The sequence below is a fragment of the Erythrobacter epiphyticus genome, assembly GCF_034653295.1.
Lineage (GTDB): Bacteria > Pseudomonadota > Alphaproteobacteria > Sphingomonadales > Sphingomonadaceae > Erythrobacter.
Window position 1 is genome coordinate 246,522 of record NZ_JAYEEU010000004.1, and the last position, 23,355, is coordinate 269,876.

A 23,355-nucleotide genomic window follows, 5' to 3' on the forward strand; every position below is an offset into this window, starting at 1 on the left:
TGCAATAGTATCTGACAAAAGGCAAGCGCTAATCGCACGGGAAGGCGCGCAAGCTTTCAGGGTGCGGCACGATCCGGTATCGCACCCCTTCCGCCACCGCTGCGCGGGTTTCGACGGTGATCTGCGCGCCGCCTACGCCTTCGAGCAGCACGCGCGTGATCTCGCCCACCGGATGGATATCCACCACCCGCGCCCCGGCCTCATCGGCCACCAGATCGAGCCGTTCGGCATGGACAAGCAGATCAACCGCCTGCCCCCCGGGCGGCAGACCACCCGTCGCCGCAGGCTTGGCGGTCACGAGTGGCCAGACGCCGAAAGCGGTGGCAAAGCCGCTCTCACCCATGGTGCCCGGCACGATCTGCGCCCCGCTGAAAATCGCGCCGACCGCAGCGGTGGCGGGCGCATCGTGGAGTTCCAAGGGTGTGCCGAACTGGACGATCTGTCCGCCTTCCATCACCGCGATGCGATCCGCGATGTCGAGCGCTTCGGCGGGGTCATGGGTGACGAGCAAGGTCGTCGTCCCGCGCGCGCGCAGCAGCATCCGGCAATCGCGGCGCAGCTTGCGGCGCAGCACGATATCGACGCTGGCGAAGGGCTCATCCATCAAAAGCACCTGCGGCCCCGGCGCCATCGCCCGCGCCAGCGCGGCGCGCTGCTGCTGCCCGCCGGACAGCGCATGGGGATAGCGATCGCCCATCCCGCCGAGGCCGACGGCATCGAGCCAGCCTGCGACCTCGCCCTGCCGGGCGCGCGGCAGGCCGAATCCGATATTCGCCGCGATGGTCATGTGCGGGAACAGCGCCCCTTCCTGAAAGACGAGGCCGACCGGGCGCTGCTCGGGCGGCGGGTGATGCCCGGCATCGGCGAGCAGCGCGCCGTCTGCATAAACCGCGCCCTGTTGCACCCTCAGCAAACCGGCTGCGAGATTAAGCAGTGTTGACTTCCCGCAGCCCGACGCGCCAAGCAGACAGGTGATTTCTCCGGCGGGCGCCGTGAAGCTGATCTCGCGGAGCGCCTCGATCTCACCGTAAGCATGGGCAATATGACGAAATTCGAGGCTCACATGATGCATCCGGGCGATTGCGGGTGAGCCGCCTTAGGCAATTTGCCGCCTCGCAGGCAAGCGCAAGCGGTGGTGCGGCGGGCGACAGCGCAGGTGCGGCGATGCCAAGCGGGTGGACGCTGGGCGCGCTGGTGATCGCTGCACTGGCAGGCCTGCCGCTTGCCGCCATTCTCGGCTCGTCGCTGGCTGGCGGGATGGACGCCATCGCCCACCTCGCCCGCACCGTGCTGCCGCACTATGTCGCCAACACCGCCTTGTTGATGGCGCTGGCAGGCAGTCTGGCGGTGGTGATCGGCACCGGCACGGCATGGCTGGTGAGCGCGGCGGCCTTTCCGGGGCGGCGCGTCCTCGCGGTGGCGCTGGTGCTGCCGCTGGCCGTGCCCGCCTATATCGCGGCCTATATCTATGCCGATATCCTGAGCTTCGCCGGCCCGGTGCAAAGCGCGCTGCGCGCGGCGACCGGCTGGGGCGTTGCCGATTACACCTTCCCCGCGATCCGATCCTTGCCGGGCGGCGCGCTGGTGCTGGCGCTGGTGCTCTACCCTTACGTCTATCTGCTCGCCCGCGGGGCCTTTGCCGCGCAAAGCCTGTCGCAATTCCGCGCCGCGCGCAGCCTTGGCGCAAGCCCGCGCACAGCGTTCTGGCGGGTCGCCCTGCCAGCAGCCCGCCCCGCGATTGCTGGCGGGCTGGCGCTGGTGCTGATGGAAGTGCTCGCCGATTTCGGAGTCGCGGAATATTTCGCGATCCCCACCTTCTCGACCGGGATTTTCCGCAGCTGGCTGGCCATGGGCGACAAGCAGGCTGCGCTCAAGCTGGCGGCGATGATGCTGGTCTTCGTCGCCGTGCTGGTGATCTTCGAAGCGCGCACCCGCACCGGGCGCAGTGCAAGCCGCGATGGTCTGGCCGCGCGCCAGGGCGAGGCGCTGGTCACGCAAGGCCCCCTTGGCAAGGCGCTGGCGTTGATCGCCTGCGCGCTGCCGGTGCTGCTCGGCTTTGTCATTCCGGCGGGATGGCTCGGCTGGCTTGCGACGCAGGATGCGGCACAGGCAGCCACGCGCGCGCTCGGCGAATATATCAGCGGCAGCCTGTGGCTTGGTCTTGCCGCCGCGCTGACCTGCGTGATCGCCGCGCTGCTGCTCGCCTTCGCCAAGGCCCGCAGCACCAGTCCGCTCGTGACGCTGGCGATCCGGCTGGGCACGCTCGGCTACGCCTTGCCCGGTGCGCTCCTCGCGGTCGGCCTGCTGGCACCCTTGGGCGCTTTCGATCAGAGCCTGACGCGGATGGCGCGCGAAGCTGTGGGTTACACTGGCGGATTGCTGCTGACCGGCACCAGCGTGATCCTGATCTACGCGCTGTCGGTGCGCTTCCTGACCGTCGCCTACAACACGCTGGATAGCGGGCTGTCGCGCATTCCCCCCAATCTCGATGCCGCGGCGCGCAGCCTTGGCGCAGGCCCGGCGCGGGTGCTGGCGCGCATCTATGCGCCGCTGCTCACGCCGAGCCTTGCCGCAGCCGCCGCGCTCGTCTTCATCGACACCTTGCGCGAATTGCCCGCCACGCTGATCCTGCGCCCGTTCAATCTCGAAACGCTCGCGACCCGCACCTATCGCCTCGCCAGCGATGAACGCCTCGTCGAAGCCTCGATCCCCGCGCTGATCCTGCTGGCGGCCGGACTTTTGCCAGTGCTGCTGCTCAACCGGATCGACGAAAAATAGCCGTTGGACGGCTTTGGCGCGAAACCCACAAAAAAGTGTCAATCCAGCTTGTCACTTGGGCTTGTCGCCAGCACGCAGAACGTCCATTAGGGCAGCCCTATGGCACGTTTTCCCTTCTCAGCAATCGTCGGTCAGGACGAGATGAAACAAGCGCTGCTTATCGCAGCGGTGGATCCTTCGGTTGGCGGGGTGATGGTGTTCGGCGACCGCGGCACGGGCAAATCGACCGCGGCCCGCGCGCTCGCCAGCCTGCTTCCCCCGATCATGGCAATCGCGAATTGCCCCTATGGCTGCTCCAAGGAAGAGCAGGCGCGCTATCCGGGCGTGGTTGGCGACGGCCCGCTCAAAAAGCGCGCAGTGCCCTTTGTCGATCTGCCGCTCGGCGCGACCGAGGACCGGGTGATCGGCAGCCTCGATCTCGAACGCGCGCTGCGTTCGGGTGAAAAGGCGTTTGAACCGGGCCTGCTCGCCAAGGCGCATCGCGGGTTCCTTTACATCGACGAAATCAACCTGCTCGAAGATCACCTCGTCGATCTGCTGCTGGATGTGGCGGCCTCGGGCGAGAATGTCGTCGAGCGCGAAGGCCTTTCGGTCCGCCACCCGGCCAAATTCGTGCTGATCGGCAGCGGCAACCCCGAAGAGGGCGAATTGCGCCCGCAGCTGCTCGACCGCTTCGGGCTTTCGGTCGAAGTGCGCACCCCTAAGGATCTGGAAGTCCGCATCGAGATCATGCGGCTTGTCGCCGCCAACGAAGCCGATCCGGTGGCCTTTGCCGAGCGCTGGGCGGGCGAGGATGAGAAAATCCTCAAGAAGATCGCGCGCGGCAAGGCCCGCTTGACCAAGCTAGTGCCTGGCGATGATGTGCTGCGCGATGCGGCCAATCTGTGTCTCGCGGTGGGTGCCGATGGCTTGCGCGGCGAATTGACGCTGATGCGCGCCGCGCGCGCCTATGCCGCGCTCGAAGGCGCGAAATCGGTTAATCGCCAGCACCTCATCGCGATTGCACCTTCGGCGCTGCGCCACCGGCTGCGCCGCGATGTGCTCGATGAAACCGGTTCGACCACGCGCATCACGCGCGCCATCGAAGAGCTGTTCGGATGAACGAGACAGAAGCGGCCGCTGATCCGTTAGCGGATGCTCTGATCGCCGCGCGGCTGTTTACCCTTGCGCCCAAGGTGTTTGGTGGGGTGGTGCTGCGCGGCTCTTCGCCGGCGCGCGATGCCCTGATCGAAGCGCTCGCGGGCGCGATCGCGCTGCGGCGTATGCCGGGCCATGTCGATGATGAACGCCTGCTCGGCGGGATTGATATTGCCGCCAGCCTCGCAGCGGGCCGCCCGATCGTGCAGAAGGGCCTGATCGAAGAAGCGCAGAACGGCGCGCTCATCATTCCGATGGCCGAGCGCATGGACACCAGCGTCGCCGGACGGCTGGTGCAAGCGCTGGATGATGCCAAAGCGGCGCTTGTGATGCTGGATGACAGTGTCGAGGCCGATGATTCCCCGCCCACCAGCCTGATGGAGCGCGCGGCGTTTCGCTGCGATCTTGCCGCCTCGCGGCAATGGCAAGGGGTGGAATTGCCGCCGGTTCCGGCTGCGGGCTGGGGCCATGTCGCGCCGCTTGATGACAAGCAATTGCGCGGCCTTGCCACCACTGCCGTTTTGCTCGGCGTTGATGATGTGCGCGCGCTCATCTTTGCCGAAGCAGCCGCGCGCGGCGCGGCCTTGCTGGCGGGGCGCGCCGTCGCCGAAGATGCCGATCTGGCGACCGCCGTGCGGCTTGTGCTCGCACCCCGTGCCACGCGGTTCCCCGAATTCGAAGACCAGCAGGAAGAGCAGCCCGAGCCCGACGACAGTCCGCCCGATCAGCCTCCCGAAGACCAGCCGCCGCCCGATAGCAATGCCTCCGATCCCCCCGATGATCAGACGCAGCAATCGCAGCAGCAGGATCTTGAGGAATTGCTGGTCGAAGCGGCCAAGGCTGCGATCCCGCGCGATCTGCTCGAACAGCTTGCGCAGGGGAATGCACCGCGCCGGGGCAGCAGCACCGGCACCGGGCAGAAACGCAAATCGGGGATGCGCGGCAAGCCGCTGGGCGCGCGCCCCGGGATGCCGCGCGGCGGAGCGCGGCTCGCGCTGATCGATTCCCTGCGCGCCGCCGTGCCGTGGCAGAATGTGCGGCGCCGCGAAAAGGGCATGGATGCCGATGCGCCGATCATCATGCGCAAGGAAGACCTGCGCATCCGCCGGTTCGAGGAACGCGCCGCGCGGGTCACGATCTTCGCCGTCGATGCCAGCGGCTCGGCCGCTGCTGCGCGGCTGTCCGAAGCCAAGGGCGCGGTCGAACTGATGCTGGCGCAGGCCTATGTCACCCGCAGCGAAGTCGCGCTGATCGCCTTTCGCGGGGCGACTGCCGAAGTGCTGCTCCCGCCGACCCGCTCGCTGACGCGGGCCAAGCGCGCGCTTTCAGAACTGCCCGGCGGCGGCGGCACGCCGCTCGCCATGGGGCTCAACGCGGCGCGCGAATGTGCCGACGGGGTGATTGCCAAGGGCCGCAGCGCGAGCCTTGTGATCCTTACCGATGGCCGCGCCAACATCACCGCCGATGGCCAGCCGGGCCGTGCGCAGGCCAATGAGGATGCCAAGGCCGCCGCGCGGGCGATCTATGCGCGCGGGATTGATAGCCTCGTGGTCGATATCTCGGCTCGCCCCGGCCCCGAAGGCGCAGCGCTCGCGAATGCGATGGGCGGGCGCTTTCTCGCCTTGCCACGCGCCGATGCCAGGATGCTGCAACAGGCAATCCAGGCCGCCCAGCCGCTCGGCAAGGCCGCATAGAGCATGGCCCGCCCGCTCGACTGGCAGCGTGAGGGCCTGATCTGGCCACACCGCGAGGCGAGCGCATTTGTCTCCATCGGGGGCGCCCGCTGGCATGTCCAGCGGATGGGTTCAGGCGAACCGCTGCTGCTGCTCCACGGCACGGGCGCATCGGTGCATTCCTGGCGCGACCTCATGCCCCTGCTGGCTCAGAACCACGACGTGATCGCGGTGGATCTGCCGCGCCATGCCTTCACCACCGGCCATGCGCCCGATGCACTGTCCTTGCCGCGCATGGCGGGCGAGCTGGCGCGGCTGCTGAAGACGCTTGATGTCACCCCTGCTGGGATTGTGGGCCATTCGGCGGGCGCGGCGCTCGCGCTGCAACTGGCGCTCGATCATGGCTATGCCGCGCCGATCATCGGGCTCAACGCCGCGCTGCGCCCCTTCCCCGGCATCGGCGCGCAGCTCTTCCCGGCGGTGGCAAAGCTGTTTCTGGTGAACCCGCTGGTGCCGCGCATCTTCTCGGGCTCGCTGATGCGCGAAGGCGAGGTCGAGCGTTTCCTCAAGCGTTCAACCGGATCGAGCATCGATGCGGCTGGCATGGCCTGCTATGCCGCGCTGTTCCGCAATCCCGCCCACGCCAAGGGCGCGCTCGCGATGATGGCGAATTGGGATCTGCCGACGCTCAAGGCGCGGATGGGGCGGATCGGCAATCGGGTGCTGCTGGTGCATTCGGATCGCGATGCGGCGATCCCGCTCGACTGGACGCGCGAGGCGGCGGGCTGGATCGCGCAAGCGCGGCTTGAAGTCCTGCCCGGGCTCGGCCATCTTGCCCATGAAGAAGCGCCTGAAGAAACGGCGGCATTGATCCGCGCATTCCTCGCGCAACCCGAAGCCTGAAACACCGGAGAGTCAGCATGCACGGCGGAGAATATGGCTGGATCGAGCTGGTGCTGTTCTACGGGATCGCGATCGGCTTTGGCGTGTGGCAATGGGTCAAGATGGACCGGATGCTGAAAAAGACCCGCGCGGAGAAAGCCGCGAAGGAGGCGGCTGCCAAGGAGGATCGCCCGGCGGGGATGTGAGGCGCTGGGGCTGCAGCCGTATCCGCTTTTGCTGCTTCCAGAGAAAAGCTGCCGTTCGGGGAACGATCCCGTTTCGCTCATCTCTTCATCGTCTTCCCGGGCTTGACCCGGGATCCCGCTTTCTTTGCTTGCAGACCGAGAGAAAGGCAGCGGGGCCCCGGATCAAGTCCGGGGAGACGGTGTGGATGACGGCAGAAAACCACCCACATCCCGCCATAAGCCGGGCCAACACGTGATCCCGAAAGCGGCATGGCGGCTATCACCGGCTCGAAAAAAGTTGCTGCCGTTCGGGAAACGACCCCATTTCGGTCATTGGCAGTTGCCTTATCAAGCGCACGATTACAGAGGGACGCGAGCTGGATGAGGATTGCAGAGATGGCGTTCGAACCAAGTGAGCGCGGCCATTATGTGGATCGGGAGCGTGAGATGATTGCGAAACTCATCAGAGGCGGCCCAGACGGCAGAACAGGTTGGAGGATTTCGGCCCCTGAATGGAGTTTCGAATTCAATGTCAGGGAGCAATTTCCACCGGAGCGGGATGCGATAAAGGTTGAGTCGCTTGATCTCAAAAGACAGTTTCCTGGCACCACGGATGAAGCGGCGGCCCTTGTAGAGGAGTTTCTTGATGTCTGGCGACGTCAACCGTTCAGGATGAAAGGGCGCGCAGGGCCGAAACCGATCATCATATAGCGTGACGGATGGGGCCCATGATGTCCCCGGGCCAAGGTAAGCCGCCAGTCTCCAATCCACCCATTTCCGGGCATGCGCTCTTTGGCAAGCCCTTCCCGAAAGCAGCCGATCTGATCGCTTCCCTACCCCCGCTTGCGCGGCATCCGGTAGGGCAGCATGAACTGCACCAGCGGCGAGGCGAAGCGCTGCATATCGAGGCTTTCCTGCACCGCGACGACCTCTTCCCCGGCAAAGCGCGATGCCAGTTCGGAGCGCGCATAAAAGGGCGTATCCTCCCACGTGCGCCTGACCCGCGCCACCCCGATATCCGAGCGCGTCACCCGCGCGATCCGCCACGCGCTGCGCGGCAATTGCGCCACGGGGGGCAGATCGACCGGCTCGGGCGCGCCATCCGCACCAAAGCGCAGCGCGCTGGCGAACAGCGAACCATCCGACCGCTCACCCTCGTAACACACCACCGCGCCCTCTTTCAGATGCGCGCGCGACCAGTGCCAGGTGCGAAAGCCTGCTTCGAGCGGCTCGCGTCCACGGTTGTGATCGAGATAGGCCCGCCCCTGCCACGATACGGCGGGCGAGGTCATTTCCACTTCGATCCGCGCCACCGGGGCAAGGCAATGCCACACGTGATTGGCTGCCGGGTCGAGCGCAAAGGCGGCGGGATTGAGCGCTTCGGGATACACCCGCACCGTGCCGCAGACCCGGCGCTGGAACGGATTGAACAGCCGCTTGTCGCGTTCCTCGATGGTGATTTCGAGCACATCACCATCCCAGCGCACCGCGCTCGGCCCGATCGCCAGATTATGTTCATCCCGGCTCACCGCCCCGCGGGTGCGCTCGGTCATCGCCCAGCGCGCCTGCGGCCCATAGAGCGCGACATTGAGGCAGGAATGGTTGAGCGGATCGCTGCGGCCCGAACGCTTGTAATAGGGCGAAAAGACACTGCCCAGAAAGGCAATGATCGTCAGGCCGTGGGCTCCGTCGTCGCTGATCGCGTCGACATACCACCAGGAATAGCCGCCGGGAGGAATCGCTTCGTCGAAGCGAGGTCCCGTGCGATGACCTTCGCTGCCAGCAAGCCGGACAAGGCTGCCATAGGAACGCCCGCCGCCGGGTGCGTCGCCCCGCCCGTGCAATACAGACCCGGCAGCTTCGTTTTCGGCCCCTGCCGCTGGAAGGAAGCCGCCCAGCCGTGCGACGCTCTGCCATAAAGCGCGCCGCCCGTGGAGGGGAACAGCCCCTCCCACGAATGCGGGCTCATCACGATATGGGGCGCTGCTTCCTCCATTATGAGGCCGCAGCGCGCCAGCGAGTTCCTCATGGCTTTCGTGCATTGCTCGATCTCCTCAGGGGGATAGGGGTGGTTGTCGCCATTGGCTGGCGCATTGACGATGATCTGGATGCGTTCGCGCTGGCCCTTGGGCAGCGTGGCATTATCCGCCTCGCGCGCCGGGCGATCGATCGCGCACAGATAGACCGAAGGATCAGACGGTGGACGGCCACCGGCGATCTCGGCAAATTCGCGCGCGTAATCGGGCGAGAAGAAGACATTGTGATGGGTGAGCGGGAAACCCTCGGTCGCGGCGTGGGCATAGGTCACCAGCGCCGAGAGCGAGCGCTTGGCCGGTGGCACTGTCGGCACGGCATAGGACGCCTGCCGGCCAAGCCGCAGCTCGGCCAGAGCATTGGGATCGCCATTCATGATCACGACATCGCAGGGGATCATCTCCCCCGAGGCGAGCCGCACCCCGCTGGCCTTGCCGCCCTTGACCATGACTTCGGCCACCGGCGTCCCGGTGCGGATCACCACACCCTGCTTTTCGGCGAGCCCGGCGATGGCCTTCGCCAGCGCATGAATCCCGCCGTCGATCAGCCACACCCCGCGCGCCTCGACATGGGCGATCAGCATCAGCGTGGCAGGCGCCTGATAGGGCGAGGAACCGCAATAGGTCGCATAGCGCCCGAACAATTGGCGCAGGCGCGGATCGGCGAAATGTTCGCCAAGCGCATCCCACAGCCGATCGAACGGGCGCATCGCCAGCATGTCGCCGATCCGCGTGAGGCCGATCTGGCGCATCATCGGAAACGGGGTGGAGGCCTTGTCCCCGCGCAGGAAGGGCTGTTCGAGCACGTTGAAAATGCGCTGCGCTTCAAGACGGAAATTGCGATAGCCGCGCGCGGCATCCGCCCCGGCGAACGCGCCAATCGCATCCTCGCTGCGCAAGGGATCGGCATAGAGATCGAGATGGCCCTGCGCATCCCAGGCATGGCGGGCGACAATCTCGGCAGGGGCGGCGGTGATGTGATCATCAAGCTGCGCCCCGCAAGCGGCGAACACCTCGTCAAAGACTTCGCGCAAGGTGAAAACTGTCGGCCCGCCATCGATTTCGGCGCCATCCACCGCCACGCGGCGCGCCTTCCCGCCGACCCAGGCTTCTTTCTCGCAGATGATCACCTGAGCCCCGCGCGCAGCCAGCAACGCGGCGCTGGTCAGCCCGCCGATTCCCGCTCCGATGACAACGACTCGCGTGCTCACTGGCCCTCCCTGCCCTGTGCTGTCATGTCAGACAGACAGACAGACAATATCATTGACCTTACTGATTGGTCTGTCCAATGAATTAGACATATGGGATCACATTTGGACAGGTATTGATGGATTTTGCCGCGCTCAAGGTTGGCTATGTGGCGCGGCGCAATGCCCTGTTTGCGAGCCCGCGCTTCCAATATTGGGCCGCCCGCCTGCCGCTGATCCGCTGGATCGCGAAAAGTCGCGCGCGCGGTGCCTTTGATATGCTGGCCGGCTTTGCCTACGCGCAAACCCTGCGCGCCTATGTCGAAAGCGGCATCTTCGAGGTGCTTGGCGAAGGCCCAGTTACCACCGCCCAAGTCGCTGAAAGGCTTGATCTCTCGGTCGAGGCAGCGGCATGCCTGCTGCGCGCCGGACGGGCGCTGATGCTCTCGGAAGAAGCCCGGCCTGATGGCTGGATGCTGGGCGAACAGGGCGCGGTGATTGCCGCCAATCCCGGGGTGCAGGCGATGGTGCGCCACCACCGCCTGCTCTACGCCGATCTGGCAGATCCGATGGCGCTGCTGCGGCAGGACCGGCGCGAACCCACGCATTTGTCGCGCTTCTGGACCTATGCCGGAGCGCTCCACGGTGCGGGCGAACGGGGTCGGGATACGGCGGAATATTCGCAGCTGATGGCAGCCTCGCAGCACTTCGTGGCGGATGAAGTGCTGGCCTCGGTCTCGTTCCGCGATGTGCGCCGCCTGCTCGATGTGGGCGGCGGGCACGGGGCCTTTCTCGGGGCGATCGGCAGCGCCTTTCCGCATCTCGCACTGGGGCTTTTCGACCTGCCCGAAGTCGCCGCAAAAGGCGCTGAAATTCTTGGGGAAAAACTGGAAACCAGCCGGATTACGGCGCATGGCGGCAACTTCTTTGCCGATCCGATCCCGACAGGTTTTGACATGGTGTCGCTGGTGCGAATCCTCCACGATCATGATGATGCGCCCGCGCAGGCCCTGCTGGCGAATATCCACAAGTCTCTTGCCCCCGGTGCGCGCCTGCTGATCGCCGAACCGATGGCCCGCGTGCCCGGCGCCGAAGCCATGGGAGAGGCCTTCTTCGGGCTCTATCTGTGGGCGATGGGATCAGGGCGGGCGAGAAGCCCCAAGGAAATCATCGCGATGCTGCACGCGGCGGGCTTTTCGCGGGCGCGCTTCGTCGCAACTGCGCAACCGGTCAACACCAGCATCATCATTGCGCACCGCTGAAGCGCCTCCCCACCGAATGTTGTCCAAATAAGTTGACAGTCCAAGGTGTAAGGCATAGCAAACAGATAGGAGAGTGGTTTTCCAGATTGGCTGAGTCGCCCATGCGGCTCGGGAATCGGAAGCAAGGGAGCGCTTGATGAACACCTTGGCAGTCATTCTTGAAGCGCCTGAGCGGCTTGCGCTCAGGACACTGGAATTGACCCCGGTTCAGCCTTCCGACGTCGTCGTCGATATTCATTACAGCGGGATCAGCACTGGCACGGAAAAGCTGCTGTGGACGGGCAAAATGCCGCCCTTTCCCGGCCTCGGCTATCCGCTGGTGCCGGGTTACGAATCTGTAGGCCGCATTGTTGATGCCGGCCCCGAAGCCCGCGCACGGATCGGTGACTGGGTGTTTGTGCCCGGCGCCAATTGCTATCAGGATGCGCGCGGCCTGTTCGGCGGCACGGCCCGCCGGGTGATCGTGCCTTCCGCGCGCGCCATTCCCATTCCCGAAGAACTCGGCGAAGCAGGTGTGCTCTGCGCGCTCGCTGCCACCGCCCTCCACGCCATCAATGGCGGCGGCTATGATGGCAATCCGGCCAATCGCTGCGCACTGCCCGATCTGGTGATCGGTCATGGCGTGCTCGGCCGTCTGATTGCGCGGCTGGCCGTGGCACTGGGCGCACCGGCACCGACCGTATGGGAAACCAATGCGGCGCGCCGCGACGGCGCGCTCGGTTACAGCGTGATGCATCCTGAAGAGGATGAGCGCCGCGACTACCGCGCCATCTATGATGCCAGCGGCGATTCCAACATCATCGATAGCCTCGTGATGCGGATGGCCAAGGGCGGCGAGATCGTGCTCGCGGGCTTCTATTCCGATCGTCTCAATTTCGCCTTCCCTTCGGCCTTCATGAAGGAGGCGACCTTGCGTGTCGCCGCCGAATGGCAGCCGGTCGATCTCGCGGAAACCCGCGATCTGATTGCAACCGGCAAACTCGATCTCACCGGCCTCATCAGCAACCGCCGCCCCGCGACGGCTGCCGACGAAGCCTACCCCCAGGCCTTCAGCGATCCTGAATGCCTCAAAATGGTTCTCGACTGGAGCGATTGCTGATGAGTGTTCTCGACAATCCCACTTTGGCCGATCAGGCCGCTTTGCTGCGTGAAGAAGCTGGCCACGAACCTGATCCGGTCCACACCGGCGAGGTGAAGAAAGAAACGCAGATCATCGCGATCTACGGCAAAGGTGGCTCGGGCAAGAGCTTTGCCCTGTCGAACCTCTCCTACATGATGGCGCAGCAGGGCAAGCGCGTGCTGCTGATCGGGTGCGATCCCAAGTCCGACACCACCAGCCTGCTGTTCGGCGGCAAGAGCGTGCCGACCATCATCGAGACGTCTTCAAAGAAGAAGCTCGCCGGCGAAGAAGTCAGCATCGAGGATGTGTGCTTCCAGCGTGATGGCGTCTTCGCGATGGAACTGGGCGGCCCGGAAGTCGGGCGCGGTTGCGGTGGTCGCGGGATCATCCACGGCTTTGAATTGCTCGAAAAGCTGGGCTTCCACGATTGGGGTTTTGATTACGTCCTGCTCGATTTCCTCGGCGACGTGGTCTGCGGCGGGTTCGGCCTGCCGATTGCCCGCGACATGTGCCAGAAGGTGATCGTGGTCGGCTCGAACGACCTGCAGTCGCTCTATGTGGCGAACAATGTCTGCCAGGCGGTCGAATATTTCCGCAAGATGGGCGGCAATGTTGGCGTCGCGGGCATGATCATCAACAAGGATGATGGCACCGGCGAAGCCCAGGCCTTTGCCGATGCGGTCGGCATTCCGGTGCTCACCTCGATCCCTGCGAACGAGGATATCCGCCGCAAGAGCGCGAATTACCAGATCATCGGCGTACCCGGCGGCGAATGGGCAAGCATTTTTGAAGAGCTCGCCACCAATGTCGCCGAAGCCCCGCCCGTGCGCCCCACCCCGCTCACGCAGGACGGCTTGCTCGGCCTGTTCAGCCCGGAAGACACCGGCGGTGATGTCATGCTGATCCCGGCCACGCAGGCCGATATGCGCGGCGGTGTGTTTGAAACACGCCCCAGCCTCGAAGTGATCTACGACGAGGCATAAGCGCGATGGACGATCTTACCCCCACAGGCGATACCCGCGCCCCGGACCGGATCGATCTTGTCGATGCGCCCGAAGGTGCCCCTATCTCCGAAGCCACCGATACCGGCGCTGGTTGCCACGGCGGCAAGGAAACGATGCTCGCGGCGGCCCGTGCTGCCGGCAAGAGCGATATCCTTGATCGCTATGCGGCCGATTACCCGGTTGATCCGAATGCCGGCCCGCATGATCAGCCGCAATCCATGTGCCCCGCTTTCGGGAGCCTGCGTGTCGGCCTGCGCATGAAGCGCACCGCCACGGTGCTCTCGGGCTCGGCCTGCTGCGTCTATGGCCTCACCTTCACCTCGCACTTCTATGGCGCGCGGCGGACGGTGGGCTATGTCCCGTTCAATTCGGAAACACTCGTCACCGGCAAGCTCTTTGAGGATATCAAGGAAGCGGTCGAGGACATGGCCGATCCCGAAAAATACGATGCGATTGTCGTCACCAACCTCTGCGTCCCCACCGCCAGCGGCGTGCCGCTGCGCCTGCTGAAGAAGCAGATCAACGGCGTGCGCATCATCGGGATCGACGTGCCGGGCTTCGGCGTGCCGACCCATGCCGAAGCGAAAGACATTCTGGCGGGCGCCATGCTCAACTACGCCCGCGAGGAAGTGATGGTCGGCCCTGTCGCCGCGCCGCGCGAACGCTCGGATCGTCCCAGCGTGGCCTTGCTCGGCGAGATGTTCCCGGCTGATCCGGTGGTGATCGGGCAAATGCTCGCGCCGCTGGGCCTTGCCGCTGGCCCGGTTGTGCCGACCCGCGAATGGCGTGAGCTTTATGCCGCGCTCGATTGCGCGGTGGTTGCCGCGATCCACCCCTTCTACACCGCCAGCATCCGCGAATTCGAAGCCGCAGGCCGTCCGATTATCGGTTCGGCTCCGGTCGGCGCGGATGGCACGGCTGCGTGGCTCCAGGCGCTGGGGGATACGCTCGGCCTGCCGCAAGCGCAGGTGGATGGCGTCAAGAACGCGATGATCGGTGCTTGCAAGGGCGCGCTCGCGCAGATGCCGATCAAGGGCCGCATCACGGTTTCGGGCTATGAAGGTTCGGAACTGCTGGTCGCCCGCCTGCTGGTCGAAAGCGGCGCCGAAGTCGCCTATGTCGGCAGCGCCTGCCCGCGCACCAAGTGGTCGGATCCTGACCGCGAATGGCTTGAAGCGCGCGGGGTGCATGTCAATTTCCGCGCCAGCCTTGAACAGGACATCGCCGCGGTTGAGGAATATCGCCCCGATCTCGCGATCGGCACCACGCCCGTGGTGCAGCATGCCAAGACCAAGGCGATCCCGTCGCTCTACTTCACCAATCTCATCTCGGCGCGGCCGCTGATGGGCCCGGCGGGCGCAGGCAGCCTTGCCACGGTGATCAACGCCGCGATGGGCAACAAGGCGCGGTTCGACACGATGCGCGATTTCTTCGAAGGCGTCGGCACCGAACATGCTGCCGGCGTGTGGGAAGATCTCCCCGTCGACCGGCCCAAGTTCCGCAAGAAATACGCCGCGCTCAATGAAGCCGCGCGCAAGGCATCGGAGGCGATTGGCACATGACCCTCGTTCTCGATCACGGCATTGTTTGTTTCGTCGTGCTCTCGTCACGTCGCGCGGGAGGTGAGGCATGACCTTGGTTCTCGATCACGACAGGGCAGGCGGCTATTGGGGCGCCACCTATGTCTTCACCGCGGTGAAGGGCCTGCAGGTTATCATCGATGGCCCGGTGGGGTGTGAAAACCTCCCGGTCACCTCGGTGCTGCATTACACCGATGCCCTGCCCCCGCACGAATTGCCCATCGTTGTCACCGGCCTTGGCGAGGAAGAGCTCGGCAAGACCGGCACTGAAGGCGCGATGAAGCGGGCGTGGAAGACGCTCGACCCCGAACTGCCCTGCGTGGTGGTGACCGGCTCGATCGCCGAGATGATCGGCGGCGGCGTGACGCCCGAAGGCACCAATATCAAGCGCTTCCTGCCGCGCACCATTGACGAGGATCAGTGGCAATCGGCTGACCGCGCGCTGACGTGGCTGTGGACCGAATTCGGCCCCAAGAAAATGCCGCAGAAGCGCGAACGCAAGGACGGCGAAAAGCCCCGCGTCAACATCATCGGCCCGGCCTACGGCATGTTCAACATGCCGTCCGATCTGGCCGAAATCCGCCGCCTTGTTGAAGGCATCGGCGCGGAAGTCGGACTGGTTTTCCCGCTCGGCACGCACCTTGCCGATATCAGCAAGCTCGCCACGGCTGATGCCAATATCTGCATGTACCGCGAATATGGCCGCAACCTGTGCGAGACGCTGGAAGTGCCCTATTTCCAGGCGCCGGTTGGCCTCAACCAGACAACCAAGTTCCTGCGCGCGCTTGGCGAACAGCTCGGCCTTGATCCCGAGCCCTTCATCGAGCGGGAAAAGCACACCACGATCAAGCCCTTGTGGGATCTGTGGCGTTCGGTGACGCAGGATTTCTTCGCGACCGCCAGCTTCGGCATTGTCGCCAATGAAACCTATGCCCGCGGCATCCGCGCCTATCTCGAAGATGATCTCGGCATGCCCTGCAATTTTGCGTTTTCGCGCACCGCCGGGGTCAAGCCGAAGAACGAAGATGTGCGCGCGGCGATCTATGCCAATCCGCCGCTGGTGCTGTTCGGCAGCTACAACGAACGCATGTATATGACGGAGTGCGGCGGCCGGGGCATGTATATCCCGGCGAGCTTCCCGGGCGCAGCGATCCGCCGTCACACCGGCACGCCGTTCATGGGCTATTCGGGCGCGAGCTATCTTTTGCAGGAAGTCTGCAATGCGCTGTTCGATGCGCTGTTCCACATCCTGCCGCTCGGCACCGAGATGGACAAGGTCGACAAGACCCCGGCGCGCAGCCTCACCGAACTGAACTGGGATAACGAAGCCAAGGCGCGGCTTGACGCGCTGGTGGAGGCCCAGCCTGTGCTGATCCGCATTTCGGCAGCCAAGCGCCTGCGCGATGCGGCCGAGAAAGCCGCCCGCCAGCGCGGCGCAGATACAGTGACGGCAGATTGCCTCGATGAGGCACTGCTTGAAGGGGCGACTGCTTGATAGGCGGGCCCGCCTTGACCCAATCCATGCCGAGGCTGCGGGCTCGTCCCGCGGCCTCGGCCCCGTTTGCCCCACACAAAGGGGCCATCCAATCCACGTGGGGGATCACGCGGGGATGCAGCCGGGAGCTTTCGGGCTCTCATTTCTACCCAACTGAACGGAGACATACCAATGACTGATCCGGAACGCGTAGGGACTTACCTGACACCTGAAGAGGCGCAGGAAATCCACAAGGGCTTCATGGGTACTTTCACCCTTTACGTGGTGATTGCGCTCGTCGCTCATGCCCTGATGTGGGCTTACAAGCCCTGGCTCTGATCCGATCAAACCTGTGAGGTGGCTCGCCCTCGGGCTGTCCACCAATCGATTGATCGCTTTTCAAGAAAAGGAATTTTCCCATGTGGAGAATCTGGTTCTACTTTGACATCCGCCGCGCTCTGGTTGCGCTGCATGTGGGTCTGGCCGTGTTGGCCTTCACCATCCACTTCATCCTGCTGAGCACGGATCGCTACAACTGGCTCGAGCGCGCCCCGGGTGCGCCTGCGCCGGCTCAGGCTGCTATCGAGTCGTCGGAAGCTCCGGCGGCCGGGTAACACCTGTCCAACATGTGAGGGGGCAGGTTCGCCTGCCTGCCTCCTGACACTCTGGCGAAAACTTCAAAACCCGCCGCTATGGCGGGGAGGATGGACCTATGGCGCTCCTTAGTTTCGAGCGGAAATACCGCGTACGCGGTGGCACATTGATCGGCGGCGACCTTTTCGACTTCTGGGTCGGGCCGTTTTATGTTGGATTCTTTGGGGTGACGACGGCAATCAGTGCGCTTCTTGGGACTGCACTGATTTTCGCCGCCGCCGTCGAAGGTCCGACACTTAACCCTTGGCTGATCTCCATCAATCCGCCCTCGGCAGAGGTCGGGTTGGGTTTTGCGCCCCTTTCCGAAGGGGGGTATTGGCAGGTGATCACGGCTTGCGCTGTGGTCGCGTTCTGCTCGTGGGTCGGCCGGCAAGCGGAAATCGCCCGCAAGCTGGGCATGAGCTATCATGTCCCGATCGCCTTCAGCGTTGCCGTCTTTGCCTACGTTACGCTCAATGTGATCCGTCCGGTGTTGATGGGCGCATGGGCCAATGGCTTCCCTTACGGGATCTGGACGCACCTCGAATGGGTGTCGAACGTCGGCTATGCCTTTGGTAACTTCCACTACAACCCCGTGCACATGCTCGCGATCACGTTCTTCTTCACGAACGCGCTCGCGCTCGCACTGCATGGCGGTCTGGTGCTGTCGGCGGTCAACCCGTCGGGCGGGACCAATGTGAAGTCGCCCGAATACGAAGATACCTATTTCCGGGACTTCATCGGCTATTCGGTGGGCACGCTAGGCATTCACCGGGTGGGGCTGTTCCTTGCGCTCAACGCAGGGTTCTGGAGCGCCATCTGTATCGTGATCTCCGGCACTCTGTATGTCGGCAGCTGGATCGAGTTCTGGGATTTCTGGAAACGTATCCCGATCTGGTCGTAAAGGAGCACCTGTATCATGGCGACTTATCAAAACATTTTTACCCAGGTGCAGGTCAAGGCAGCTCCCGAAATGGGGGTGCCCCACCTCGATGGCAGTGAGGGGCGCCTGCCCTTCACCGGCTATTCCTACTGGATGGGCAAGATCGGTCAGGCACAGCTTGGCCCGATCTACCTCGGCTGGCTGGGCGTTATCAGCCTTGCCTTCGGGGGGATGGCGCTGTTCATCATCGGGATGAACTTTGCCGCCCAGGTCAACTGGAGCCCGCAGGCCTTCATGCGCGAGTTCTTCTGGCTCTCGCTTGATCCGCCGGGGCCGGAATATGGCTTCAGCCCGTTTGTTCCGTTGGAAAAGGGTGGCTGGTTCATCATGACCGGCGCATTCCTGACCATCTCGGTGCTGTGCTGGTGGGCCCGTACCTACTACCGCGCCAAGGCGCTGGGCATGGGGATGCATATTCCCTGGGCCTTTGCCTCGGCGATCTGGCTGTTCCTGGTCTTGGGCTTCATCCGCCCGATGCTGCTGGGCAGCTGGGCCGAAGCGGTTCCCTACGGGATCTTCAGCCACCTCGATTGGACCAACAACTTCTCGCTGGTCTATGGTAACCTTTTCTACAACCCGTTCCACGCGCTCTCGATCGTCTTCCTTTATGGTTCGGCGCTCCTGTTCGCGATGCATGGGGCGACCATTCTGGCACTCGGCCGCTACGGCGGTGAGCGCGAGATCGAACAGATTACCGATCGCGGCACTGCGGCCGAGCGCGGCGCGCTCTACTGGCGCTGGGTGATGGGCTTCAACGCTTCGTTCGAATCCATCCACCGCTGGGCCTGGTGGTTCGCAGTGCTGGTGACGCTCACGGGCGGGATCGGCATTCTGCTGACCGGCACTGTGGTCGATAACTGGTACATCTGGGCACAGGAACACTACTATGCCCCGACCGGTGAAAACTACGATGTGAGCGACGCGGTGGCAGGCGCCTCGGGGCAGGGCAAGTAACCCACCCGGCTTGGCTCTGGCGGTCAGTCCCCGAGGGTCTGATCGCTACCGCAAACCTCAAAAACGTCCCGCTCAAGCCTCGCTTGAGCGGGGCTTTTGTTTGGGCACCGAAGGGCGTGGAGGCAGGGATTAGCCTTGAAAGGGCAAAGGGCAACGGGAGCGCGGGCGCTCAGGCACCGGCGCGCTGCCCCTCGCCAGAAGGGTCCCGCGCTCAGCCCTTGCGATCACTCAGCCGCGAACGCAGATCCATAAGGTGGAGCGGGAGGGACACCGCCAGCGGCAGTGCAATCCACCACCATGCCGCCCCCACAAGCGCGGCGCGCAACCCGAACACGATCAGCACCGCCGGGCCAAGCAGTCCGGCAATCGCCAGCACGCGCCAGCCCTTGGCAAAACGCAGCCAGCATGCCTCGGCCGCGAGCACGGCGAGGACGACATCAGCGGCGTGGCCGCTTGCAAACATGGCTTCGATCACGGGCGCGGGCTCATCTCAGCCGAACGGGCCGTTGAGCTCCACCACCGCCCAGTTGAGCGCTCCGGCGAAGCTGACCCATCCCAGATAGGGCAGCAGCAGCCACCCCGCGCTTTTCGAGAAGCGCCCGCAATAGACAATCAGCACCACGATCGAGAGCCACAGGCCAATCACTTCGACAAAGGCCCAATCGGGCCGCTGCATGCGGAAGAAGATGATGCTCCACAGGATGTTGAGAAATCCGTTGAGCGCGAACAGGCTGATAACCCATTCGGCCTGTGCCGAGGTGCGCGCCGCGCGCCAGGCATTGATCCCGGCGATGGTGATGAGCGCGTAGATCAGCGTCCAGCCCATCGGGAACACCACATCAGGCGGGTTCCACGCAGGCTTGGCAAGGCCCTGATACCACGGGCCAAGGTCGGTAATCGTTGCACCGAGGGCAGCGACGCATATCGCCGCAACCGTCGCAACGGTCACCGGCAGGATCATCATCCGGTTCATGAGGGGAAGTCTAGCGCGTTGCGGGCCTCAAGCCTAGCAGGTGCGCGGTATCCTTGAGGAAGATCTTGACGTGGGCGAGCGGTTTGGCGCGCACCAGCTTCTTGTTCATGTAGGCCTGCCAGGTCAGTTCCTGCACATCCTTGTCATCGCAGATCGTGACAAAGCGTTCGCGGCGCTTGTCGCTCTGATACCAGAAATACTGCATGATCCCGAGCACCCAGAACACCGTGCCGTGTTCTTTCATGAACTTCTTGCGGGCGGTGCGCAGCTGCTTGGCATCCCCGGTCTTGAGGAAGGCGCTTGCCGCCTCACCGACCACGCGCCCGCCCATCATCGCGTAGTAAATCCCCTCGCCCGAGGCCGGAGCCACCACGCCCGCAGCATCGCCGGCGACAATCACATCAGCGCCATTGTCCCAGCGCTTCAAGGGCTTCAGCGGGATCGGCGCGCCTTCGCGGCGGACAGTCTCGCAGCGATCCAGCTTGAGATCATCGCGCATCGTGGCAATCGCGCCCCGCAGCGAGAAGCCCTTGTTGGCGCTGCCCACGCCGATGCTCGCCGTGTCGCCATGCGGGAAGACCCAGGCGTAGAAATCGGGCGAGAGCCGCCCCTGATAGAACACATCGCAGCGCGCCGGATCAAAGGCATCCGAGGTGCCTTCGGGCGATTTGATGATCTCGTGATAGGCAAAGACACAAGGCACCCGCTCGGCGCCCGGCAAGCATTGCTTGGCCACGGCCGAACGCGCACCATCGGCGCCAATCACGCAGCGTGCGCGCACGCGTTCAATCGGGCCGCCACGGGTCCGGCGGAAGGTGACGATCGGATGCGGCATATCATCGCGCTCGATCTTCTCGAAGGTGGCGGTAAGACGTTCCGCCCCCGATGAGCGCGCGCGTTCACGCAGCCATTCATCGAAATCCTCCCGGTCAACCATGCCGACATAGCCGATCTCGCCCACCGGCATATCGACTGCGCGGCCCGAGGGCGCGATCATGCGCGCCGCGCGCGCCTTGGCAACCAGCAGGCTTTGCGGAATGTCGAAATCCGCCATCAGCCGCGGCGGCACAGCCCCGCCGCAGGGCTTGATCCGCCCGCCCCGCTCCATCAGCAGCACCGAATGTCCAGCCAGCGCCAGATCATTGGCCGCGGTGGAGCCCGACGGCCCGCCGCCGACAATGACGACATCATAGATAGCCTCGGTCATGCGAACATCTCCCTCTCACCCGGTTGTGTCGGTCTGGACTTGGAAGGCGCGCGCACCGCGGCAATCCCGAAAGCCAGAATGGCGGCGAGCACGAAAGCCGCGCTCTCCACCGCAAAAATCATCTGGAAGGCCGCGCCATCCTCGCCGAGCCAGCGACGCGCAAAATCGACGCCGACCGCGCCGATCAGACCGCCGAGGCCAAAAGCAATGGCTTGCGATGCCCCCCACACGCCCATGCGCACGCCTTCGCGGGTGTTCTCACCGGCGCCGGCCAATCCCATCATCGTCCCGATCGCGGCGACAGCGAAGACGCCATTGCCGAAACCCAGCACAAAGGCGTTGATCGCCAGCGGCCACGGCGGCCCGTGGACAGCAGCCATGGCAAGCCCGGCGAGCCCCGCTGCCGATCCGAGGCATCCCCCCACCACCCAGCTGCGCAAATCACGCTTGCCATCACCGGCAAAGGCACTGCCGCCGATCCCGGTGATGATCATGCCAAGCAGAATGCCCGCCTGATGCGTGCCGCCAAGCTGGGTCGATTCCCCCGGCGACATGGCAAAGATCAGGCCCGCGAAAGGTTCGAGGATGAGATCCTGCATCGAGAAGGCAATCATCGAGACGAAGATGAAGATGGTGAAGCGCCGCGCCGCTTTCTCGGCCCAGATCTCGCGGATCGCAGCCTTGAAATCAGGCGCGGGGCCATCCTTGGCGGTTTCGGCAAAGCTGCCCGCTTGCCGTTCAAGCCGGAAGGTCGCGACCACGGTAAGGCTTATCATCACCATGCCCAGCCCGCCTGCCACCAAGAGCAGCCGCTCGGGCGAATAGGGGATGAGCAATTTGCCGACCGTGATCGCCGAGGCGACAATGCCCGCAACCATCATGATCCACGTCAACGCCGCAGCAGCAGCGCGGCGGCGCGGCGCAACGCCCGATGCAAGCAGGGCCAGCGCCGAGGTGCCCCCTGCCCCCACACCCACGCCAATCAGCGTATAGGCGGCAATCGCCATCGAAAACCCGATCAGCGGCGATGGCACCATCAGCAAGGTCGCATGGGTGGCCATGTAGGAAGCAAGCGACAGCACCACCACGCCGCCAATGATCCACGGCACCCGCGCGCGGCCCTTGTCCGAACCATGGCCCCACAGCGGGCGGCACAATTGCACGGCATAATGCCATGCCACCAAGCCTGCCGGGATTGCCGCGGCGAGCGCATATTCGACCACCATCAGCCGGTTGAGCACGGTGGTTGCCAGCATCACCAGCGCGCCGATCGACGCCTGCACCATGCCGATACGGGCAATCGCAAGCCAGCCAAACCCGGCTTCTCCCGTTACGCTTGCCGGAGCGCACGATGCCGGGGAAGCCACGCCGCCCATCAGATGTAACCCCCGAGGCCGAGGGCGGCCGCGAGCATGCCAAGCACATAGAGCGTCACGCCCACACCATTATACCATGGCGCCTTGCCCGCCGGATCGCGGATCAGGGTTGGCATGGCGGCGATCTGCGCCAGCAGCGAGGCGGTGACGATCAGCGCCGACCAGCCAAAGCCCCACAGCGCCAGCAGGCCAATCACCACGATCTGGTTCACCGCCATGGTGGTGCAGGCAAAGCGCGCGGCGGCTTCCACCCCCATGACAACCGGGAGCGAGGTGAAGCCCGATTGCCGGTCGCCCTCGACGGCCTTGAAATCATTGAGCACCATGATCCCGTGCGCGCCGAGCGAATAGAAGAACAGCACGAAGATCACTTCTTTCGCAGGCATGGCGCCGAGCATCACTGTCGCGCCGGTGAACCAGCTCAGCCCTTCATAGGTAAGGCCGCATACCAGCGGGCCGACCATGCCGCTTTCCTTGAAACGGAACGGCGGGGCGGAATAGGCCCATGCGAAAGCCAGACCGACAAGCGCGGCAACAAACACGATCGGCCCGAGCAGCCAGCCGATGCTGGCGGAAATCAGGCTCATGATGATGGCGATATAAAGACCCCAGCGGCCGGGTATGCGGCCCGAGGGGATCGGGCGATCCGGTTCATTGATCGCATCGACATGGCGATCGAACCAGTCATTCACCGCTTGGCTGGTGCCGCAGACCAGCGGCCCCGCCAAGAGCACGCCCCCGGCAACAAACCACCAGCGCCCTTCAAGGCCAGCGCCGGACGAAACCGCCCCGCACATGAATGCCCACATCGGGGGAAACCAGGTGATCGGTTTCAGCAATTGCAGCACATCGCGGGGCGCAGGAAGATTGGGGCTGCGCGTCGCTGGGCGAGTCGAGGGCACAGATTGATCCATGTGCGCGAGGCTATGTCTGACAGGCGAAAGCGTCAAATTA

General features: G+C 64.5%; 23 protein-coding genes. 15 read left to right on the plus strand and 8 right to left on the minus strand.

Going from position 1 to position 23,355, the window contains the following annotated elements:
• Positions 1 to 28: 28 nt before the first annotated feature.
• The gene (locus SOQ14_RS03245; protein WP_322896605.1) at positions 29 to 1,072 is read right to left on the minus strand and encodes an ABC transporter ATP-binding protein; all 1,044 of its coding nucleotides are present in this window, start codon (positions 1,070 to 1,072) and stop codon (positions 29 to 31) included.
• Between the two features lie 14 nt (positions 1,073 to 1,086).
• Between SOQ14_RS03245 and SOQ14_RS03250 the strand changes: the two genes are divergently transcribed.
• The 6 genes from SOQ14_RS03250 (at position 1,087) to SOQ14_RS03275 (ending at position 7,366) form a co-directional block, all read left to right on the plus strand.
• On the plus strand, positions 1,087 to 2,778 hold the full coding sequence (locus SOQ14_RS03250) for an ABC transporter permease (protein ID WP_322896606.1): 1,692 nt from the start codon (positions 1,087 to 1,089) through the stop codon (positions 2,776 to 2,778).
• 99 nt (positions 2,779 to 2,877) lie between these two features.
• On the plus strand, positions 2,878 to 3,879 hold the full coding sequence (gene bchI / locus SOQ14_RS03255; protein ID WP_322896607.1) for a magnesium chelatase ATPase subunit I: 1,002 nt from the start codon (positions 2,878 to 2,880) through the stop codon (positions 3,877 to 3,879).
• Entirely contained in the window at positions 3,876 to 5,609 is a 1,734-nt protein-coding gene (locus tag SOQ14_RS03260; protein WP_322896608.1) for a magnesium chelatase subunit D, read from the plus strand. The genes bchI and SOQ14_RS03260 overlap by 4 nt, the downstream gene beginning before the upstream one ends.
• Positions 5,610 to 5,612: 3 nt before the next feature.
• Entirely contained in the window at positions 5,613 to 6,491 is an 879-nt protein-coding gene (bchO, locus tag SOQ14_RS03265; protein WP_322896609.1) for an alpha/beta fold hydrolase BchO, read from the plus strand.
• Positions 6,492 to 6,508: 17 nt separating this feature from the next.
• Positions 6,509 to 6,676, plus strand: a complete 168-nt coding sequence (locus tag SOQ14_RS03270; RefSeq protein WP_322896610.1) for a hypothetical protein — start codon at positions 6,509 to 6,511, stop codon at positions 6,674 to 6,676.
• 375 nt (positions 6,677 to 7,051) lie between these two features.
• A complete protein-coding gene (locus tag SOQ14_RS03275) occupies positions 7,052 to 7,366 on the plus strand; it encodes a hypothetical protein (protein WP_322896611.1) in 315 nt (104 codons plus the stop codon).
• Positions 7,367 to 7,488: 122 nt separating this feature from the next.
• On the opposite strand, the gene SOQ14_RS03280 is transcribed toward SOQ14_RS03275, so the two are convergent.
• Positions 7,489 to 8,394, minus strand: a complete 906-nt coding sequence (locus SOQ14_RS03280) for a carotenoid 1,2-hydratase family protein (RefSeq protein ID WP_322896718.1) — start codon at positions 8,392 to 8,394, stop codon at positions 7,489 to 7,491.
• Positions 8,328 to 9,899 (minus strand): 1-hydroxycarotenoid 3,4-desaturase CrtD, encoded by a 1,572-nt coding sequence (gene crtD / locus SOQ14_RS03285; RefSeq protein ID WP_322896612.1) that lies wholly within the window; start codon positions 9,897 to 9,899, stop codon positions 8,328 to 8,330. Before crtD ends, SOQ14_RS03280 begins: the two co-directional genes overlap by 67 nt.
• Before the next feature lie 116 nt (positions 9,900 to 10,015).
• Between crtD and SOQ14_RS03290 the strand changes: the two genes are divergently transcribed.
• The 9 genes from SOQ14_RS03290 (at position 10,016) to pufM (ending at position 18,845) form a co-directional block, all read left to right on the plus strand.
• Positions 10,016 to 11,137: a methyltransferase gene (locus SOQ14_RS03290; RefSeq protein WP_322896613.1), complete on the plus strand. Its 1,122-nt coding sequence runs from the start codon at positions 10,016 to 10,018 to the stop codon at positions 11,135 to 11,137.
• Between the two features lie 136 nt (positions 11,138 to 11,273).
• Positions 11,274 to 12,236, plus strand: coding sequence for a chlorophyll synthesis pathway protein BchC (bchC, locus tag SOQ14_RS03295; RefSeq protein WP_322896614.1), 963 nt, complete (start codon positions 11,274 to 11,276; stop codon positions 12,234 to 12,236).
• Positions 12,236 to 13,240, plus strand: a complete 1,005-nt coding sequence (locus tag SOQ14_RS03300) for a chlorophyllide a reductase iron protein subunit X (protein ID WP_322896615.1) — start codon at positions 12,236 to 12,238, stop codon at positions 13,238 to 13,240. The genes bchC and SOQ14_RS03300 overlap by 1 nt, the downstream gene beginning before the upstream one ends.
• Positions 13,241 to 13,245: 5 nt before the next feature.
• Positions 13,246 to 14,823: a chlorophyllide a reductase subunit Y gene (bchY, locus tag SOQ14_RS03305; protein WP_416232719.1), complete on the plus strand. Its 1,578-nt coding sequence runs from the start codon at positions 13,246 to 13,248 to the stop codon at positions 14,821 to 14,823.
• Positions 14,824 to 14,890: 67 nt separating this feature from the next.
• Positions 14,891 to 16,336 (plus strand): chlorophyllide a reductase subunit Z, encoded by a 1,446-nt coding sequence (bchZ, locus tag SOQ14_RS03310; protein WP_322896616.1) that lies wholly within the window; start codon positions 14,891 to 14,893, stop codon positions 16,334 to 16,336.
• Positions 16,337 to 16,507: 171 nt separating this feature from the next.
• Complete coding sequence (gene pufB / locus SOQ14_RS03315; protein ID WP_322896617.1) at positions 16,508 to 16,654, plus strand: light-harvesting antenna LH1, beta subunit; 147 nt, start codon at positions 16,508 to 16,510, stop codon at positions 16,652 to 16,654.
• An 80-nt stretch (positions 16,655 to 16,734) separates the two neighbouring features.
• A complete protein-coding gene (gene pufA / locus SOQ14_RS03320; RefSeq protein ID WP_273677142.1) occupies positions 16,735 to 16,929 on the plus strand; it encodes a light-harvesting antenna LH1, alpha subunit in 195 nt (64 codons plus the stop codon).
• Positions 16,930 to 17,027: 98 nt separating this feature from the next.
• Positions 17,028 to 17,852 (plus strand): photosynthetic reaction center subunit L, encoded by an 825-nt coding sequence (gene pufL / locus SOQ14_RS03325; RefSeq protein ID WP_322896618.1) that lies wholly within the window; start codon positions 17,028 to 17,030, stop codon positions 17,850 to 17,852.
• 15 nt (positions 17,853 to 17,867) lie between these two features.
• Positions 17,868 to 18,845: a photosynthetic reaction center subunit M gene (gene pufM, locus SOQ14_RS03330; protein WP_322896619.1), complete on the plus strand. Its 978-nt coding sequence runs from the start codon at positions 17,868 to 17,870 to the stop codon at positions 18,843 to 18,845.
• A gap of 211 nt (positions 18,846 to 19,056) precedes the next feature.
• Here the strand turns inward: pufM and SOQ14_RS03335 are convergent, their stop codons facing one another.
• From SOQ14_RS03335 to chlG, 5 genes are read right to left on the minus strand one after another with little or no spacing between them, the layout of a single operon-like run.
• The gene (locus SOQ14_RS03335) at positions 19,057 to 19,320 is read right to left on the minus strand and encodes a hypothetical protein (RefSeq protein ID WP_322896620.1); all 264 of its coding nucleotides are present in this window, start codon (positions 19,318 to 19,320) and stop codon (positions 19,057 to 19,059) included.
• 15 nt (positions 19,321 to 19,335) lie between these two features.
• Positions 19,336 to 19,818, minus strand: coding sequence for a TspO/MBR family protein (locus SOQ14_RS03340; RefSeq protein ID WP_322896621.1), 483 nt, complete (start codon positions 19,816 to 19,818; stop codon positions 19,336 to 19,338).
• A 10-nt stretch (positions 19,819 to 19,828) separates the two neighbouring features.
• Positions 19,829 to 21,025 (minus strand): geranylgeranyl diphosphate reductase, encoded by a 1,197-nt coding sequence (locus SOQ14_RS03345; protein ID WP_322896622.1) that lies wholly within the window; start codon positions 21,023 to 21,025, stop codon positions 19,829 to 19,831.
• The gene (locus SOQ14_RS03350; RefSeq protein ID WP_322896623.1) at positions 21,022 to 22,401 is read right to left on the minus strand and encodes a BCD family MFS transporter; all 1,380 of its coding nucleotides are present in this window, start codon (positions 22,399 to 22,401) and stop codon (positions 21,022 to 21,024) included. The genes SOQ14_RS03345 and SOQ14_RS03350 overlap by 4 nt, the downstream gene beginning before the upstream one ends.
• Positions 22,401 to 23,315 (minus strand): chlorophyll synthase ChlG, encoded by a 915-nt coding sequence (chlG, locus tag SOQ14_RS03355; RefSeq protein ID WP_322896624.1) that lies wholly within the window; start codon positions 23,313 to 23,315, stop codon positions 22,401 to 22,403. Before chlG ends, SOQ14_RS03350 begins: the two co-directional genes overlap by 1 nt.
• Between the last annotated feature and the right edge of the window lie 40 nt (positions 23,316 to 23,355).